We start from the raw sequence: 14,891 nt of genomic DNA, 5'->3' as shown, positions 1-14,891 counted from the left end.
TCTCCGCATTAATAAGTACGAATCTTCGGCGGGAATGCCGGGCGCAGCTTCGGTTCCATATTGACTTGACGTCGCGTCATGGATTCCGACTCTGGCAGGTACAGGGAATGGCACAGCCAGTTTTCGTCATCACGTTCCGGGAAGTCGAAGCGGCTATGCGCGCCACGGCTTTCGGTACGGAAGTTTGCAGATACTGCAGTGGCGTACGCGGTCTCCATCAGGTTATCCAGCTCCAGACACTCAACGCGCTGGGTGTTGAACTCGCTGGAGGTATCGTCCAGACGGGCATTTTTCAGGCGTTCGCGAATCGCTTTCAGCTCTTCCAGGCCCTTCGCCATCGCATCGCCTTCGCGGAATACCGAGAAGTTATGCTGCATACATTCTTGCAGCGCTTTACGAATTGCCACCGGGTCTTCACCGTTACGGTTACCGTTCCAGCGATTCAGACGCGCCAGAGAAGCGTCGATTTCATCTTCGGTTGCATCCAGCAGGTCACCCTGCTCTGCGATAGATTCCTGCAGATGCAGACCCACGGCACGACCAAATACCACCAGGTCAAGCAGAGAGTTGCCGCCCAAACGGTTAGCACCGTGAACCGATACGCAGGCGATTTCACCGACGGCAAACAGCCCTGGGATCACCACATCTTCGCCCTGCTCATTCACGGTCAGCGCCTGGCCGGTGACTTTGGTCGGAATACCGCCCATCATATAGTGGCAGGTTGGGATAACCGGGATCGGCTCTTTCACCGGGTCAACGTGAGCAAAGGTACGGGACAGTTCGAGAATACCCGGCAGACGGGACTCCAGCACTTCTTTACCCAGGTGGTCGAGTTTCAGTTTGGCGTGCGGCCCCCACGGACCGTCGCAGCCGCGACCTTCGCGGATTTCGATCATGATGGAACGCGCCACCACGTCACGACCCGCCAGGTCTTTCGCATTCGGGGCATAACGCTCCATGAAGCGCTCACCGTGTTTGTTCAGCAGGTAGCCACCTTCACCACGACAGCCTTCTGTTACCAGAACACCCGCGCCAGCGATACCGGTTGGGTGGAACTGCCACATCTCCATATCCTGCACCGGCACGCCAGCGCGGATAGCCATACCGACGCCGTCACCGGTGTTGATGTGGGCGTTGGTGGTGGACTGATAAATACGGCCAGCACCGCCGGTCGCCAGCACGGTTGCGCGGGCTTTGAAGTAAACCACTTCACCGGTTTCAATACACAGCGCGGTACAACCAACAATCGCGCCATCGGCATTTTTGACCAGATCCAGCGCATACCATTCGGAGAAGATGGTGGTGTGGTTTTTCAGGTTCTGCTGATACAGCGTGTGCAACAGCGCATGGCCGGTACGGTCTGCCGCTGCCGCGGTACGTGCCGCCTGCTCGCCGCCGAAATTCTTCGACTGGCCGCCAAACGGACGTTGATAAATTGTGCCATTATCGAGGCGAGAGAACGGCAGCCCCATGTGGTCCAGCTCCAGAATCGCTTCCGGACCGGTTTTACACATATATTCAATAGCGTCCTGGTCACCAATGTAGTCCGACCCTTTGACGGTGTCATACATGTGCCATTCCCAGTTATCCTCATGGGTATTACCGAGCGCAACGGTGATGCCACCTTGCGCAGATACGGTATGGGAACGGGTTGGGAACACTTTGGAGAGCAGCGCACAGGTCTGACCGCTCTGGGAAATTTGCAGCGCCGCGCGCATACCTGCGCCGCCGGCACCAATCACAACAGCATCAAATTCTCTGACTGGCAGTTTCATTACACACCCCACACCACAACAAATCCATAAATGACGTAAACCACCAGCGCAACGACGATAGCCAGTTGCAGAATCAGGCGCACGGCCAGCGGTTTAACGTAGTCGGTCAACACCTGCCACATGCCGATCCAGGCATGAATCAAGATGGAGAAAAGAGCCAGCAGGGTGAAGACTTTGGTGAATGCCGATGAGAAGAAACCGGTCCAGACTTCAAACGTCAGTTCGCCGCTGGTGGCGAAGAAGCCGACCATATAGATGATGTATAACGTCAGAACGATAGCGGTAGCACGGACCAGAATGAAGTCATGTACGCCGTTGCGTCCTAATGCGGAGGCGTTGCTTACCATACGAGGACTCCTGCGAGAAGTGAAAGCACGACAATGATAACGAAACAAATTTTGGCGGAACGTGTCCCTGCTTCGAGGGTTTCTTCGATATAGCCAAAATCCATCAACAGATGGCGAATGCCCATTACGGCGTGATATGCCAGCGCAATCAGGATCCCCCACAGAATTAACTCCACAAAGAAGTTATTCATAATGGATGACGCCGCGAGGAAACCTTCAGGGGAGGAAAGGCTGGTACCCAATAACCACAACAGAATCCCGACCGCCACGAAGGTGATCACTCCGGATACGCGATGGAGAATGGACGCTATCGCCGTGATTGGGAACCGGATCGTTTGTAGATCCAGATTGACAGGTCTTTGTTTTTTCACATTTCTTATCATGAATAACGCCCACATGCTGTTCTTATTATTCCCTTTGGACTTCGGGTACAGAAGATGAAGACACCTGTAGCCTGAAAGACGACGGGATTTCCTTCCTCCGGTCTGCGTGCGGGTCAGACAGCGTCCTTACTATAACTACGCGTCATATAAAACACTGCTTCCAGATGCTAAAACGACACGTTACAACGCTGGTTGGCTCGGGATTGCAGGGTATTCCGGAGACCTGGCGGCAGTATAGGACGTTCACAAAATCATTACAATTAACCTACATATAGTTTGTCGGGTTTTATCCCGAACAGTGACATAGGTCACGATAACAACATTATTTTAATTTTTAACCATCTAATTTGACAATCATTAAACAAAGTTGTTACAAACGACACCAGAAAAAGCATATAATGCGTAAAAGTTATGGGGTCACTCTTTCACCGGACATTTAGTTATGTAACAGTGTGGAAGTATTGACCAATACAGTCAGGACAGTTATTAGTGATAGACAGGTTTAATAATTCGGATTGCTAAGTTCTTGATTTGCAGTTTATTCGCCATGAAAAGACCGTTTTACCTGCAAGCGCCCATAGCTCTGTACCCAGGTTATCCCCTCTTTCGCAGAGCGGCGAGCCAAATAACAAACTGGTAACGGTTCATTGATGTACGAAGGCAAATGTGAGTTCCAGCAGTCTTAAGCAATAAGGCGCTAAGGAGACCGTAAATGGCTGATACTAAAGCAAAAATCACTCTAAATGGTGACTCTGCTATTGAACTGGATGTGCTGAAAGGTACGCTCGGTCAAGATGTTATTGATATTCGTAGTCTTGGCTCAAAAGGGATGTTTACTTTTGACCCAGGTTTCACCTCTACCGCATCCTGCGAATCCAAAATTACTTTCATCGACGGTGACGAAGGTATTTTGCTGCATCGCGGCTTCCCGATTGATCAGTTGGCGACCGAGTCGAACTATCTGGAAGTGTGTTATATCCTGCTGTACGGCGAAAAACCGACGCAGGAGGAGTACGACGAGTTCAAAACCACAGTCACTCGCCATACCATGATCCACGAACAGATCACCCGCCTGTTCCACGGTTTCCGCCGCGACTCTCACCCGATGGCCGTTATGTGTGGTGTTACCGGGGCGCTGGCTGCGTTCTACCACGACTCGCTGGATGTGAATAATCCGCGTCACCGTGAAATCGCCGCCTTCCGTCTGCTGTCCAAAATGCCGACCATGGCAGCGATGTGCTACAAATATTCCATCGGACAGCCGTTCGTGTACCCGCGTAATGACCTCTCCTACGCCGGTAACTTCCTGAACATGATGTTCTCCACGCCGTGCGAAAAATACGAAGTGAATCCGATTCTGGAACGCGCAATGGACCGTATCTTGATCCTGCACGCTGACCACGAACAGAACGCCTCAACCTCTACCGTTCGTACCGCCGGTTCTTCTGGCGCTAACCCGTTTGCCTGCATCGCGGCCGGTATTGCTTCCCTGTGGGGACCCGCACACGGCGGCGCAAACGAAGCTGCGCTGAAAATGCTGGAAGAAATCAGCTCTGTTAAACACATTCCGGAATTTGTTCGCCGCGCGAAAGACAAGAATGATTCCTTCCGCCTGATGGGCTTTGGTCACCGTGTTTATAAAAACTATGACCCGCGCGCCACCGTCATGCGTGAAACCTGCCATGAAGTACTGAAAGAACTGGGCACCAAAGATGATCTGCTGGAAGTGGCGATGGAACTTGAACACATTGCGCTCAACGACCCGTACTTCATCGAGAAGAAACTCTACCCGAACGTAGATTTCTACTCCGGCATTATCCTGAAGGCGATGGGTATTCCGTCTTCCATGTTCACCGTTATCTTCGCCATGGCGCGTACCGTGGGCTGGATTGCACACTGGAACGAAATGCACACCGACGGCATGAAAATCGCTCGTCCGCGTCAGTTGTACACCGGCTACGACAAGCGCGATTTTAAGTCTGATATTAAGCGTTAATTGTCTGCCGGATGGCGCCAGCGCCTGTCCGGCTTACAGCCATTAATTCTCCCGGGTCGGACAAGGCATTGAAGCCACAATCCGACCTTTTTTTTGATGCATATTATTTTATTCTCATCATGCTTTCTCTATGATTTACTGAGATTTCCGTCATTTCACTCAGGAGCATGGGATGCCTGTTTTGCAGTGGAGCCTGTTGTTTCTGCTATCGCTCCTTCTTTCCCTGTTCTTTTTGTTTATACACCTTCCAGGACCGCTGCTGCTCGGTTCGATGATCGTCGGCATCATATTCAGTATGCGCGGCATCTCACTGCACCCTCCCCGCTGCACATTTCTTGGCGCGCAGGCGATTCTCGGCTGCATGATTGCCCAAAACCTGACTGGCTCAATCTTGACGACCCTTACGGCCCACTGGCCGATGGTGATTATCATCCTGCTGGCGACCCTTATCAGCAGCGCGGTAATCGGCTGGCTGCTGGTTCGCTACAGTAACCTACCGGGAAACACCGGTGCATGGGGCTCGTCACCTGGCGGTGCGGCGGCAATGGTGGCGATGGCGCAGGAATATGGTGCCGACATCCGGCTGGTGGCGTTTATGCAGTATCTGCGCGTACTGTTAGTGGTTGGTGCGGCGGCACTGGTCACCCGAGTGATGATGGGCGACCAGGCCCAAACGGTCAGTGAGCAAATCGTCTGGTTTCCGCCGCTGAGCAGCAATCTGTTCAGTACCCTGGCGCTGGCCGCCGTTGCCGGTACGGCCGGGCGTCTATTGCGTATTCCCTCTGGCGTCATGTTGCTACCGATGTTGGCAGGCGCATTGCTGAATGCTGGTGGCGTGATGGCGATCGAACTGCCGGAATGGTTGCTGGCGATTGCCTATATGGCCATCGGCTGGCAAATCGGCCTGGGTTTTGACAAGCAGATCTTTTTAATGGCGTTGCGCCCCTTACCGCAAATCCTCTTGTCCATTTTTTCACTGATGGCGATCTGCGCCGCTATGGCCTGGGGACTGGCGCATTACATGCAGATAGATTTTCTTACCGCCTATCTGGCGACCAGTCCAGGCGGCGTAGATTCTGTTGCGGTGATTGCCGCGGGGAGTCACGCCGATATGGCGCTGATCATGGCGATGCAAACCCTGCGGCTATTCAGTATTTTATTGACTGGCCCGGCGGTGGCGCGGTTTATTTCGCTACACGCGCCAAAGCATCCCGCTTAGTGCTGACATCCCGGACACCAGTAAAAGGGTCGTGAAGAGAGCGTCGTTTTTTCGATGATTCCGCCACAGCGCTCACAGGCTTCACCATCCCGGTGAAAGACCTTAAAGCGAAACAGCGCACCGTGATGTTTGTTCTCATCCACCAGCCCGCGGGTGTTATAGGACAAACGAGGAATATCAAGCAGCGCATGCGCCAGCGCATCCAACTGCTCATCTCCGAGCATCGACGCTTTATGCTGCCCGGTCAGCCCTACCTGCCAGAGAATCTCTACCCGCAGGTAGTTACCTAATCCCGCCAGAAACGCCTGGTCCAACAGCAGGCCAGAAAACTGGCGATTGCGAAAACGCGGGGATAGCAGACGCGCTTTCACGTCATCGGGCGTTAAACGTAAATCCAGGACGTCCGGCCCAACCCGTTGCAGGAACGGGTGGGTAGCGAGCTGTTCCGGCGTCAGCATGTCGATATCAGAGGCGCTATAGAGCAGAATAGTTTTGTCATGTGTTTGCAACCTGACACGCAGTACCCGCGAAGTCTGCGGTATTTTTCCGGTATCCACTACTCGCCACACGCCATAGAGCTGATTGTGGCTGTACAGCGTCAATCCATTAGAAAAATGGGTCAGCAATGCTTTACCCCGCGTTTCAAGCTGGGTAACACTCTGCCCAATCAGTTGAGATTGATACGGTTTTAGCTGCTCAAAGGCAAACCAGACATCGGTCAGGGGTTTGCCTTTGACTGCCGCCTCCAGGTTATCCGCCGCGCGGCGGATCTCCGGGCCTTCAGGCATAATACTGTCCTTTTTTAATGTGTTGCACCGCCCGTCACTGCGATATCACTCTCCACCTGCAACGCGGTGGCAATCGCAACTTCCAGCGCCCGGCGCACCGTGTCCGCTGCCATACTTGGCGCCCCGGGGTGCTGTGCAGCCTGTTGCGGCAAATAAGGGATATGAATAAATCCTCCCTTCACCGCCGGAACGTCACGTAGTTTATGCAGTAGGCCATACATCACGTGGTTACAAACGAAAGTGCCCGCGGTCTGGGAAACCGAAGCCGGAATTCCCGCGTTGCGCATGGCAACAACCATCGCTTTGATCGGCAACGAACTAAACCACGCCGCCGGACCATCGGCCACAATCGGCACATCTACCGGCTGTTGACCCTGATTATCCGCAATACGCGCATCGTCAACGTTGATCGCCACGCGCTCCACGGTGATATCCGTGCGCCCACCCGCCTGCCCCACCGCCAGCACCAGTGATGGCGACAGCGCGTCAATCGCACCATTGAGTACGGCAAGAGACTCGCCAAAGACGCACGGCAGTTGGCGGGCAACGACGCGGCATCCGCCGATGATAGCATTGTCGAGGCCCGAGACCACTTCCCAGGAAGGGTTAACTGACTCGCCGCCAAAGGGTTCAAATCCCGTGATGAGTACTGTTTTCATCCTGTCTCCTTACAAGAACATCAGGAAATACATCAGGAACACGTTGACCAGCAACAGCAGTATGCCGGTTGGCACCTGCGCTTTAATCACCGCGTTTTTATCCGGCAGCTCCAGCAGCGCTGCAGGAACAATGTTAAAGTTTGCCGCCATCGGCGTCATTAACGTCCCGCAATAGCCAGAGAACATACCAATTGCCGCCATTACTGCCGGATTGCCGCCGTGCTGCAGCACGAGGATCGGAATACCAATTCCAGCGGTCACGATCGGGAAAGCGGCAAACGCATTGCCCATGACCATCGTCAGCAATGCCATGCCGAGGGTGTACACCGCCACTGCGATAAAGCGGCTATCCACCGCCAGGTATTCTTGCGTTAGCCAGGAAATACCGCTGCCTACGCCCGCTGCCGTAAACAACAGCCCGAGCGTGGCCAAAATCTGCGGCAGGATGAACGCCCAGCCGATGGAGTCCAGCAGACGGCGCGCCTCCTGAATCGGTTGGTGAACCCGCTCATGGGTCATTTTTATCGCCATCGCCAGACCAATCAACGAGCCTGCGGTCATGGAAAAGAGCGTCACCAGCGTGGCGTGATTACCCGGCCCAAACAGCGCATCCTGTAAGCCCGGAATATGGTTGAACATCAGCACGCCAATAACCGTTACCACCGGAATTGCCAGCGCCGGGAAAAACAGGCGATTACCCAGACGACTGGCGCTTTCTTCGCGCTGTTGCTGCGTTCGTTGATGGTAGCTTCCAAGCTTCACGCCGCCAAAACCGGCGATCAGGGCCAGCACGACCACCGCAACGCCAACGGCAATATGCACCGTGCGTTTGTCGCCAAACAGCGAATATGTCCAGTCGCCAAGCAGAAACAGTACGCCGTATATGCCCCAAAACAGGCCGGTGGTGAAGCGACGCGGGTTCGCTTTGTCCTGCCAGGACATCAGCGCCACAATCAGTAATACCGCTCCCGCCAGCCAGTAGAGATAGCTTTGTTGAAAATTCATTTCGCTTCCCCTTTCGCTGCGGCATTCGCTTTCGCCACCTCACGTTGCAAATAGCTATCCAGACGCCACAGACGCGTACCGTGGATCAGGAATGCACAAATTGCCGTAGGGATCCCCCACAAGGCAATATGCAGCGGTTCGGTCTGGATCCCACCAGACTCCAGCATAAAGTTGTGCATAAAAATGATGGCGCCGAAGGCAACAAAGATATCTTCACCGAAGAACAGTCCGACGTTATCGGTCGCAGCTGACATGGCGCGCAGACGATAGCGTACCGCCCCAGGTATCTCGCCGTGATTTTTCTCTGCGGCCCCTTCCGCCATCGGCGCCAGCAGCGGACGCACCATCTGCGGATGCCCCCCCAGACTGGTCAACCCTAACGCAGCGGTCGCTTCGCGAATGAACAGATAGACAATAAGCAGACGGCCACTGGTGGCGCTGCGGATTTTTGCAATCCACGCCTGAGCACGCTCTTTGAGTCCGTGGCGTTCCAGCAGGCCAATCACCGCCAGCGGGATCAGCAGGATAAATGGCAGGTTGCGGGTGTTAAGAAAACCTTCACCCAGCTTCTCAAGGATAGTGGCGATCGGCATATGCGCCGCCAGCCCCGTGACGATCCCGGCAATAATGACCACCAAGACCGGGTTAAAACGTAAAAGAAATCCGACCACGATGACGGCGATCCCCGTCAATGGCCAGAGAGAAATTACCTCTCCCATAATTCAGACCTGTATATGTTGTTGTGTAATATATTATTGTTTTATATGAATAAATTTATGCGCTAATTTGAATATTGCATGCATTGAATGCGGCTCGCAAGCGACGGGCAAAAGCGAGTGCGTGCTCACCATCCCCGTGAATGCATACCGTCTGGGCTGTCACGCTCGCCCACGTTCCACTCTGGCTTTTTACTCTGCCGGATTGCACCATTTCTAGCGTTTGCGCCAGCGCCTGCTCTTCATCCTCAATCAATGCGCCCGGTTGGCTGCGCGGCACCAGACTGCCATCCGCCTGATAACCCCGATCGGCAAAAACCTCCTGACGTGTTACCAGACCATAGCGTTCTCCGGCACGAATCAGTTCGCTTCCCGCCAGCCCTACCAGAACCAGCGACGGATCGCAGGCATACACCGCTTGAGCAATAGCATCCGCCAACTGAGGATCTTTCGCCGCCTGGTTATAAAGCATACCGTGCGGTTTAACATGACGCATTACGCCGCCCTGCGCACGCGTGATGGCAGCCAGCGCACCAATTTGATACAGCGTCTGCGCATACACCGTTTCCACAGGCAGGGTCATGGCGCTACGGCCAAAATTTTCCCGATCCGGAAAACTCGGATGCGCGCCTATCGCTACACCATTTTTAAGCGCTTCGCGCACGCTTAAAAGCATCGTCTGCGCATCACCGGCGTGAAACCCACAGGCGATGTTGGCTGATGACACCAGTTGCAGCAGCGCTGCATCGTTAGGGCATCCCTCACCGAGGTCTGCGTTGAGATCAATTTTCATTGTTAAGTCGCCATGTTAACTGTTCCAGATAACGCTGCCGATCCTGGCGCGCCTTAAGCGCTTCCTCCAGCGAACACTGCACAAAATGAATCGGCTGGCCGAGCGGGATCTGCGCCAGATGATACATATCTGCTTCGATGATACAGGCGATACGCGGATAGCCGCCCGTCGTCTGAGCATCGTTCATCAGCACGATGGGCTGACCATTATGCGGAACCTGCACTACGCCAGGGAGCAAACCATGCGACAATAGCTCGCGATCGGTCGTGCGCGTCAGCGACTGCCCCTGCAAGCGATACCCCATACGGTTGCTTTGCGGACTCAGCTGCCACGGGGAGCGCCAGAAAGAAGCCTGCGATACTTCGTCAAACTCCTGGTATTCAGGCCCGGGGAGCGCACGAATGTGGTTGCCCCACATCAGCTGTTTTACGCCCTGCGGCCCGCTGAATTGCCGGGTCGATGCGCCAATTGGCAGCCGATCGCCATCGCGCAGCAGACGCCCTTCCAGCCCGCCAATTCCGACTTTGAGATCGGTACTGCGCGACCCCATTACTTCGGGCACATCAAAACCGCCCGCTACCGCCAGATAGCTGCGCATGCCGTGATGTGGACGTTTTAGCGTCAGACGCTGCCCGGCTTTCACCGGCAGCCGCCATCCGCTCCATACGGGAGTACGATCCAGGTGCGCTTCACATCCCGCTCCGGTCAGGGCAAACCAGCCATCGGTTTCAAATTCCACCACCAGTTGCCCCAGTGTGATTTCCAGCGCAGCGGCATTCGCATCATTACCCACCAGCAGATTAGCAACGTTCAGCGCCGGTTTATCCAGCGCGCCACAGTGACTGATTCCGGATTGACGAAAACTATGGCGTCCCCCGTCCTGTACTGAGGTGTACATGCCAGCGCGAATGATGTTTAACATATCCCCTCCTTCTGCGGGACAAAACGCACGGTATCGCCAGCCCGTAACAGAATCGGCTCCTGCCGTTTTGGATCAAATAACGCAACGGAGGTACGGCCAATCAATTGCCATCCACCTGGCGTGGAAAGCGGATAGACCCCCGTTTGGGATCCGCCAATACCCACAGAACCTGCCGGAACAAGCAGACGCGGTTCCGCACGCCTCGGAGTATGGAGCGGTTCAGGTAAGCTCCCGAGATAGGGAAATCCCGGCTGAAAACCGATAAACCACACCACATAATCAACCGACGCATGAAGTTCGACGACCTGCTTGTCGCTTAATCCACTGTGCCGGGCGACCTCAGCCAGATCGGGGCCGAACTCACCGCCATAGGTCACGGGAATTTCAATAAAGCGCGAGTCCGGCTCCAGCGCCTCACTCTCTTCCCACCAGCGCTGCAGGCGTTCAATCGCATCCAGCGCCAGCGTTTTCGGGTCGCGCAGGGTAACCGTGATATTGTTCATTCCCGGAATAGCTTCCAGCACATTCGGGGCATCAACCAGACGCTGGGCCAGACGCCAGATGCGTTTCTGAGTCGCCAGCGTAATGGGAGGTTCCAGCTCAAGAACCACCGCACTTTCACCTAACAGATAACAACGCGCTCGCTGCACTTTCGTCCCTCTTTATTACGCTGGATTAGGAATATCGATAAAGGTTACGTCCAGATCGGTATTTTCATTCAGCCATTCGCTCAATGCGCGAATGCCGCCGCGTTCGGTCGCATGGTGACCAGCAGCATAAAAATGCAACCCCTGCTCGCGGGCTGAGTGAATGGTTTGCTCTGAAACTTCACCGGTGATAAAGGCATCGACACCAAACCGGGCTGCGCTATCAATGAAACTCTGACCGCCCCCTGTACACCAGGCGACGCGCTGAACTTTTTCCGGCCCGGTATCACCGCACCATAACGGTTTACGGCCTAAACGCGCTTCAATCCACGATGCCAGCTCCAGCCCCGGAACCGGCATGGAGAGTTCTCCCCATGGCACCAGCGGCTCGATTTCACCCATGACGGTGATCCCCAACAGCGCTGCCAGCTGCGCGTTATTACCCAGTTCCGGGTGAGCATCCAGCGGCAGGTGCCAGCCATACAGGTTGATATCATTTTCCAACAGCGTTTTCAGACGATGGCGCTTCATACCGCGAATAACCGGAGATTCGCCTTTCCAGAAATAACCGTGATGAACGATGACCGCATCCGCCTGCAGGCGTACCGCCTCGTCCAGTAACGCCTGACTTGCGGTCACGCCGGTCACGATTTTATGCACCGTCTCTTTGCCCTCAACCTGCAAACCATTCGGCGCATAGTCGCTAATGGCGGCGCTGTTCAGTTTGTCGTTGATCAGTTGTTCCAGTTCGGTGTTTTTCATCATCGTCCTCGTAGTCATAAATTCTGCCTGCCCAATCAGCAACACAGCTTAGGTTAAAATAGCGTCCCGGCTTGCGTTCGTCGATAGACATTTCACTGACACATCAAGAAACAATCACACCCGATTTGAACGCAATTTGCTTACCCCCACGCGATCTAATTCATGTATATTTATGCAATCAGACAGCATATTGCAAAAATAATCAGATCTGTATCAAAGTTAAAACTTTAAGGAAACACACTCGCGCAGCACGTTCAGCCTGTCGCGAGGCATTTACTTCGAGAAAATAATGAATAAACAAGCATCTCAACCACGGGCGATTTATTACGTCGTTGCGCTACAAATTTGGGAATACTTCAGTTTTTACGGCATGCGTGCATTGCTGATCCTGTATCTCACTAACCAGCTTAAGTACGACGATAATCACGCATATGAACTGTTCAGCGCCTACTGCTCGCTGGTCTACGTCACGCCCATACTTGGGGGATACCTGGCAGATAAAGTGCTCGGCAATCGAATGGCGGTGATGATCGGCGCATTTTTAATGGCAGTGGGGCATCTGGTATTGGGCGCCAGCGAAATGGCCCCGGCGTTCCTTTATTTGTCGCTAGCGATTATTGTCTGTGGCTACGGTCTGTTTAAATCCAACATCAGTTGCCTGTTAGGCGAGTTGTATCAGCCTGAAGACCCTCGCCGTGACGGTGGATTCTCTCTGCTCTACGCTGCCGGTAATATTGGTTCAATCATCGCGCCCATTGCCTGCGGCTACGTGCAGGAAGAGTACAGCTGGGCGATGGGCTTTGCGCTGGCGGCGATTGGCATGCTGGCGGGGCTGGTGATTTTCGTATGCGGTAATCGCCATTTCGCCCATACCACCGGCGTCAACAAGGCCGTCTTGTGTGCGAAAAAATATATGCTGCCAAACTGGGCCTGGTTGTTAGTTCTGCTGGTTGCAGCACCGCTGCTGATTACCGTTCTGTTCTGGAAAGAGTGGTCCGTTTACGCACTGATCGTTGCTACTGTTATTGGTCTGGCGGTTCTGGCGAAGATTTACCGCCAGGCGCAGACCCAGAAACAGCGCAAAGAGCTGGGGCTTATCGTTACATTGACCTTCTTCAGTCTGTTGTTCTGGGCCTTTGCTCAACAGGGCGGCAGTTCGATTAGCCTGTATATCGACCGCTTCGTTAACCGAGATATTCTGGGATATTCCGTCCCTACCGCGATGTTCCAGTCGGTTAACGCCTTTGCCGTTATGCTGTGCGGTATCGTGCTGGCCTGGGTGGTCAAAGAAAGCGTTAGCGGTAATCGTACCGTACGTATCTGGGGTAAATTTGCCCTTGGCCTCGGTTTAATGAGCGCCGGATTCTGTATTCTGACCTTGAGCGCCCGCTGGTCTTCGGCTTACGGTCACTCTTCCATGCCGCTGATGGTATTGGGGCTGGCGGTCATGGGCTTTGCCGAGCTGTTTATCGATCCGGTGGCTATGTCTCAGATTACACGTATCGAGATCCCAGGAGTGACCGGCGTATTAACGGGTATTTACATGCTGCTTTCCGGGGCCATCGCCAACTACCTGGCCGGCGTTATCGCCGATCAAACCTCACAAGGTTCGTTTGACTCAGCGGGCGCTATCAACTATTCCATCAATGCATATATTGATGTCTTTAGCGAAATAACCTGGGGCGCGCTGGCCTGTGTGGTGCTGGTACTGCTGATTTGGCTGTACCAGTCGCTGAAGTTCAGAAATCGTTCGCTGGCGGTAGAGTCCTGAGTTTACAGGCCCGATGATGTAATAAGATTCGGGCCTGTTTTTCTGGAGATTATGCATGGTTTACAGCCAAATCCGCTTCTGAAACACCGGTCACCAGTTTTACCATTTCGCGTTCTATTCCCTGTTCCAACATGGTTTGCGCTATACGTAATGCCGCTTCTTGTTTTCCTTGTTGTAGCCCTTGTTGTAGACCTTCCTGTAATCCATCTAACCGTAACCGCTCTGCAATAGTCATCAGCCTCTCCTTGTGTTGGGGGATCCGTTGTGCCATCTCTTGCATAAACTCATTAAAGCGAGATTCATCGCCAGATTGTAGAATGTAATTAAACATCGCCTGTAATTGCGTGTCATTAGCGCATCCAGTAAGTAGCAGCGTGGTCAGTTGCTCTACCAGCCCCATCAAATCCCGCCGACGGATATGTTTTTGCATTAATTCCAGCAGCGCCATTCGCCTGTGAGCCATGATCTCATCATCGGGTACTACCGTTATGTCCACCAACGGAAATGCGCTGGAATAAAGTTGTCTTGCCGCCACGGAGTCGGCAAAGGCATCCAGCCAGCACAACGAGTACGGATAGGGGCTTCGGCAGCCATGATAAAACAGCATCGGTATCACCAGCGGCAGTTCCTTATGCCCTGCGTCCAGATGGCGCTGCATCGCCGCCATCGCATAACGCAACAGACGAAAAGCCATATGCGGCTCGGCTGAACTTTGATGCTCTAAAACCACATAGACATAACCGTCGCCGTCGCGAGTGTGCAAAGACCAGAGCACGTCGGAGTAGCGCGAACGTAAATCCGCTTCAATAAAGCTTTCTGACTCCAGCTTCAGCGAATTCAAATCGCAAAGCGTCCGCAGTTCAGCTGGCAGGTGAATGTCGAGAAAATCCCGCGCAGTTTCGGGATGATGTAAAAACGTTTTAAACACCGCATCGTGCGGTGTGGATGTCGTTGGCGTTGTCATTAATTTCCGTCATCTGAATGAAGATGACGGAAATTTACTGCTGAGGGAAAACTTATGCAGCAGGGTATTCACGGTACTGAGAGCACGTTTCAGCGCTAATAACTCCCGACTGCAACATGTTCATTCTGCTGGAAGGCATTACGC

The 14,891-nt window shown here is 53.8% G+C and carries 16 protein-coding genes; 4 read left to right on the top strand and 12 right to left on the bottom strand.

Translation table 11 applies throughout. The features are described from left to right. Positions 1-8 precede the first annotated feature (8 nt). The 3 genes from sdhA to sdhC are packed head-to-tail and all read right to left on the bottom strand — an operon-like array spanning position 9 to position 2,520. Positions 9-1,775: a succinate dehydrogenase flavoprotein subunit gene (sdhA, locus tag OGV52_RS04960; RefSeq protein ID WP_003022919.1), complete on the bottom strand. Its 1,767-nt coding sequence runs from the start codon at positions 1,773-1,775 to the stop codon at positions 9-11. After that, a complete protein-coding gene (gene sdhD / locus OGV52_RS04955) occupies positions 1,775-2,122 on the bottom strand; it encodes a succinate dehydrogenase membrane anchor subunit (RefSeq protein ID WP_005122550.1) in 348 nt (115 codons plus the stop codon). Before sdhD ends, sdhA begins: the two co-directional genes overlap by 1 nt. Then, complete coding sequence (gene sdhC / locus OGV52_RS04950; protein WP_016152282.1) at positions 2,116-2,520, bottom strand: succinate dehydrogenase cytochrome b556 subunit; 405 nt, start codon at positions 2,518-2,520, stop codon at positions 2,116-2,118. Before sdhC ends, sdhD begins: the two co-directional genes overlap by 7 nt. A gap of 437 nt (positions 2,521-2,957) precedes the next feature. On the opposite strand from sdhC, the gene OGV52_RS23505 reads away from it, so the two are divergent. The 3 genes from OGV52_RS23505 to OGV52_RS04940 all read left to right on the top strand — a co-directional run bounded on the left by OGV52_RS23505 (position 2,958) and on the right by OGV52_RS04940 (position 5,720). After that, complete coding sequence (locus OGV52_RS23505; RefSeq protein ID WP_418135082.1) at positions 2,958-3,011, top strand: hypothetical protein; 54 nt, start codon at positions 2,958-2,960, stop codon at positions 3,009-3,011. A 206-nt stretch (positions 3,012-3,217) separates the two neighbouring features. Then, positions 3,218-4,501 carry a citrate synthase gene (locus OGV52_RS04945; RefSeq protein WP_016152281.1) on the top strand — a complete coding sequence of 428 codons (1,284 nt, stop codon included), beginning with the start codon at positions 3,218-3,220 and terminating at the stop codon, positions 4,499-4,501. Positions 4,502-4,673: 172 nt separating this feature from the next. Beyond that, positions 4,674-5,720 carry an AbrB family transcriptional regulator gene (locus OGV52_RS04940; RefSeq protein WP_235116607.1) on the top strand — a complete coding sequence of 349 codons (1,047 nt, stop codon included), beginning with the start codon at positions 4,674-4,676 and terminating at the stop codon, positions 5,718-5,720. On the opposite strand, the gene nei is transcribed toward OGV52_RS04940, so the two are convergent. From nei to ybgI, 8 genes are read right to left on the bottom strand one after another with little or no spacing between them, the layout of a single operon-like run. Continuing rightward, complete coding sequence (nei, locus tag OGV52_RS04935; RefSeq protein WP_047497737.1) at positions 5,717-6,508, bottom strand: endonuclease VIII; 792 nt, start codon at positions 6,506-6,508, stop codon at positions 5,717-5,719. The genes OGV52_RS04940 and nei overlap by 4 nt on opposite strands. 14 nt (positions 6,509-6,522) lie before the next feature. Next, a complete protein-coding gene (pcp, locus tag OGV52_RS04930; RefSeq protein ID WP_046274712.1) occupies positions 6,523-7,167 on the bottom strand; it encodes a pyroglutamyl-peptidase I in 645 nt (214 codons plus the stop codon). A 9-nt stretch (positions 7,168-7,176) separates the two neighbouring features. Then, positions 7,177-8,172 carry a DUF979 domain-containing protein gene (locus OGV52_RS04925; RefSeq protein WP_016152277.1) on the bottom strand — a complete coding sequence of 332 codons (996 nt, stop codon included), beginning with the start codon at positions 8,170-8,172 and terminating at the stop codon, positions 7,177-7,179. Then, entirely contained in the window at positions 8,169-8,891 is a 723-nt protein-coding gene (locus tag OGV52_RS04920; protein WP_003831395.1) for a DUF969 domain-containing protein, read from the bottom strand. The genes OGV52_RS04925 and OGV52_RS04920 overlap by 4 nt, the downstream gene beginning before the upstream one ends. Positions 8,892-8,946: 55 nt before the next feature. Beyond that, complete coding sequence (gene pxpA / locus OGV52_RS04915) at positions 8,947-9,681, bottom strand: 5-oxoprolinase subunit PxpA (RefSeq protein WP_053388605.1); 735 nt, start codon at positions 9,679-9,681, stop codon at positions 8,947-8,949. After that, on the bottom strand, positions 9,671-10,603 hold the full coding sequence (gene pxpC, locus OGV52_RS04910) for a 5-oxoprolinase subunit PxpC (RefSeq protein WP_047497731.1): 933 nt from the start codon (positions 10,601-10,603) through the stop codon (positions 9,671-9,673). The genes pxpA and pxpC overlap by 11 nt, the downstream gene beginning before the upstream one ends. Then, complete coding sequence (pxpB, locus tag OGV52_RS04905; RefSeq protein ID WP_046274709.1) at positions 10,597-11,253, bottom strand: 5-oxoprolinase subunit PxpB; 657 nt, start codon at positions 11,251-11,253, stop codon at positions 10,597-10,599. The genes pxpC and pxpB overlap by 7 nt, the downstream gene beginning before the upstream one ends. A gap of 15 nt (positions 11,254-11,268) precedes the next feature. Continuing rightward, the gene (ybgI, locus tag OGV52_RS04900; protein WP_016152273.1) at positions 11,269-12,012 is read right to left on the bottom strand and encodes a radiation resistance protein YbgI; all 744 of its coding nucleotides are present in this window, start codon (positions 12,010-12,012) and stop codon (positions 11,269-11,271) included. A 289-nt stretch (positions 12,013-12,301) separates the two neighbouring features. Between ybgI and dtpD the strand changes: the two genes are divergently transcribed. Beyond that, the gene (gene dtpD / locus OGV52_RS04895) at positions 12,302-13,783 is read left to right on the top strand and encodes a dipeptide permease DtpD (protein ID WP_287108166.1); all 1,482 of its coding nucleotides are present in this window, start codon (positions 12,302-12,304) and stop codon (positions 13,781-13,783) included. A 49-nt stretch (positions 13,784-13,832) separates the two neighbouring features. Here the strand turns inward: dtpD and OGV52_RS04890 are convergent, their stop codons facing one another. Next, a complete protein-coding gene (locus OGV52_RS04890; RefSeq protein WP_181220667.1) occupies positions 13,833-14,747 on the bottom strand; it encodes an Rpn family recombination-promoting nuclease/putative transposase in 915 nt (304 codons plus the stop codon). Positions 14,748-14,891: the final 144 nt, after the last annotated feature.

Origin of the sequence: Citrobacter sp. Cb041 (assembly GCF_030336655.1) — a bacterium.
Classification (GTDB): domain Bacteria; phylum Pseudomonadota; class Gammaproteobacteria; order Enterobacterales; family Enterobacteriaceae; genus Citrobacter; species Citrobacter braakii.
The sequence above is the reverse complement of the archived record's forward strand: the minus strand, read 5'-3'. Positions and strand labels throughout refer to the sequence as shown.

Coding starts and splice junctions, on each gene's coding strand:
- sdhA (WP_003022919.1), bottom strand. CDS start 1,775: ATGAAACTGCCAGTCAGAGAATTTGATGCTGTTGTGATTGGTGCCGGC.
- sdhD (WP_005122550.1), bottom strand. CDS start 2,122: ATGGTAAGCAACGCCTCCGCATTAGGACGCAACGGCGTACATGACTTC.
- sdhC (WP_016152282.1), bottom strand. CDS start 2,520: ATGTGGGCGTTATTCATGATAAGAAATGTGAAAAAACAAAGACCTGTC.
- OGV52_RS04945 (WP_016152281.1), top strand. CDS start 3,218: ATGGCTGATACTAAAGCAAAAATCACTCTAAATGGTGACTCTGCTATT.
- OGV52_RS04940 (WP_235116607.1), top strand. CDS start 4,674: ATGCCTGTTTTGCAGTGGAGCCTGTTGTTTCTGCTATCGCTCCTTCTT.
- nei (WP_047497737.1), bottom strand. CDS start 6,508: ATGCCTGAAGGCCCGGAGATCCGCCGCGCGGCGGATAACCTGGAGGCG.
- pcp (WP_046274712.1), bottom strand. CDS start 7,167: ATGAAAACAGTACTCATCACGGGATTTGAACCCTTTGGCGGCGAGTCA.
- OGV52_RS04925 (WP_016152277.1), bottom strand. CDS start 8,172: ATGAATTTTCAACAAAGCTATCTCTACTGGCTGGCGGGAGCGGTATTA.
- OGV52_RS04920 (WP_003831395.1), bottom strand. CDS start 8,891: ATGGGAGAGGTAATTTCTCTCTGGCCATTGACGGGGATCGCCGTCATC.
- pxpA (WP_053388605.1), bottom strand. CDS start 9,681: ATGAAAATTGATCTCAACGCAGACCTCGGTGAGGGATGCCCTAACGAT.
- pxpC (WP_047497731.1), bottom strand. CDS start 10,603: ATGTTAAACATCATTCGCGCTGGCATGTACACCTCAGTACAGGACGGG.
- ybgI (WP_016152273.1), bottom strand. CDS start 12,012: ATGAAAAACACCGAACTGGAACAACTGATCAACGACAAACTGAACAGC.
- dtpD (WP_287108166.1), top strand. CDS start 12,302: ATGAATAAACAAGCATCTCAACCACGGGCGATTTATTACGTCGTTGCG.
- OGV52_RS04890 (WP_181220667.1), bottom strand. CDS start 14,747: ATGACAACGCCAACGACATCCACACCGCACGATGCGGTGTTTAAAACG.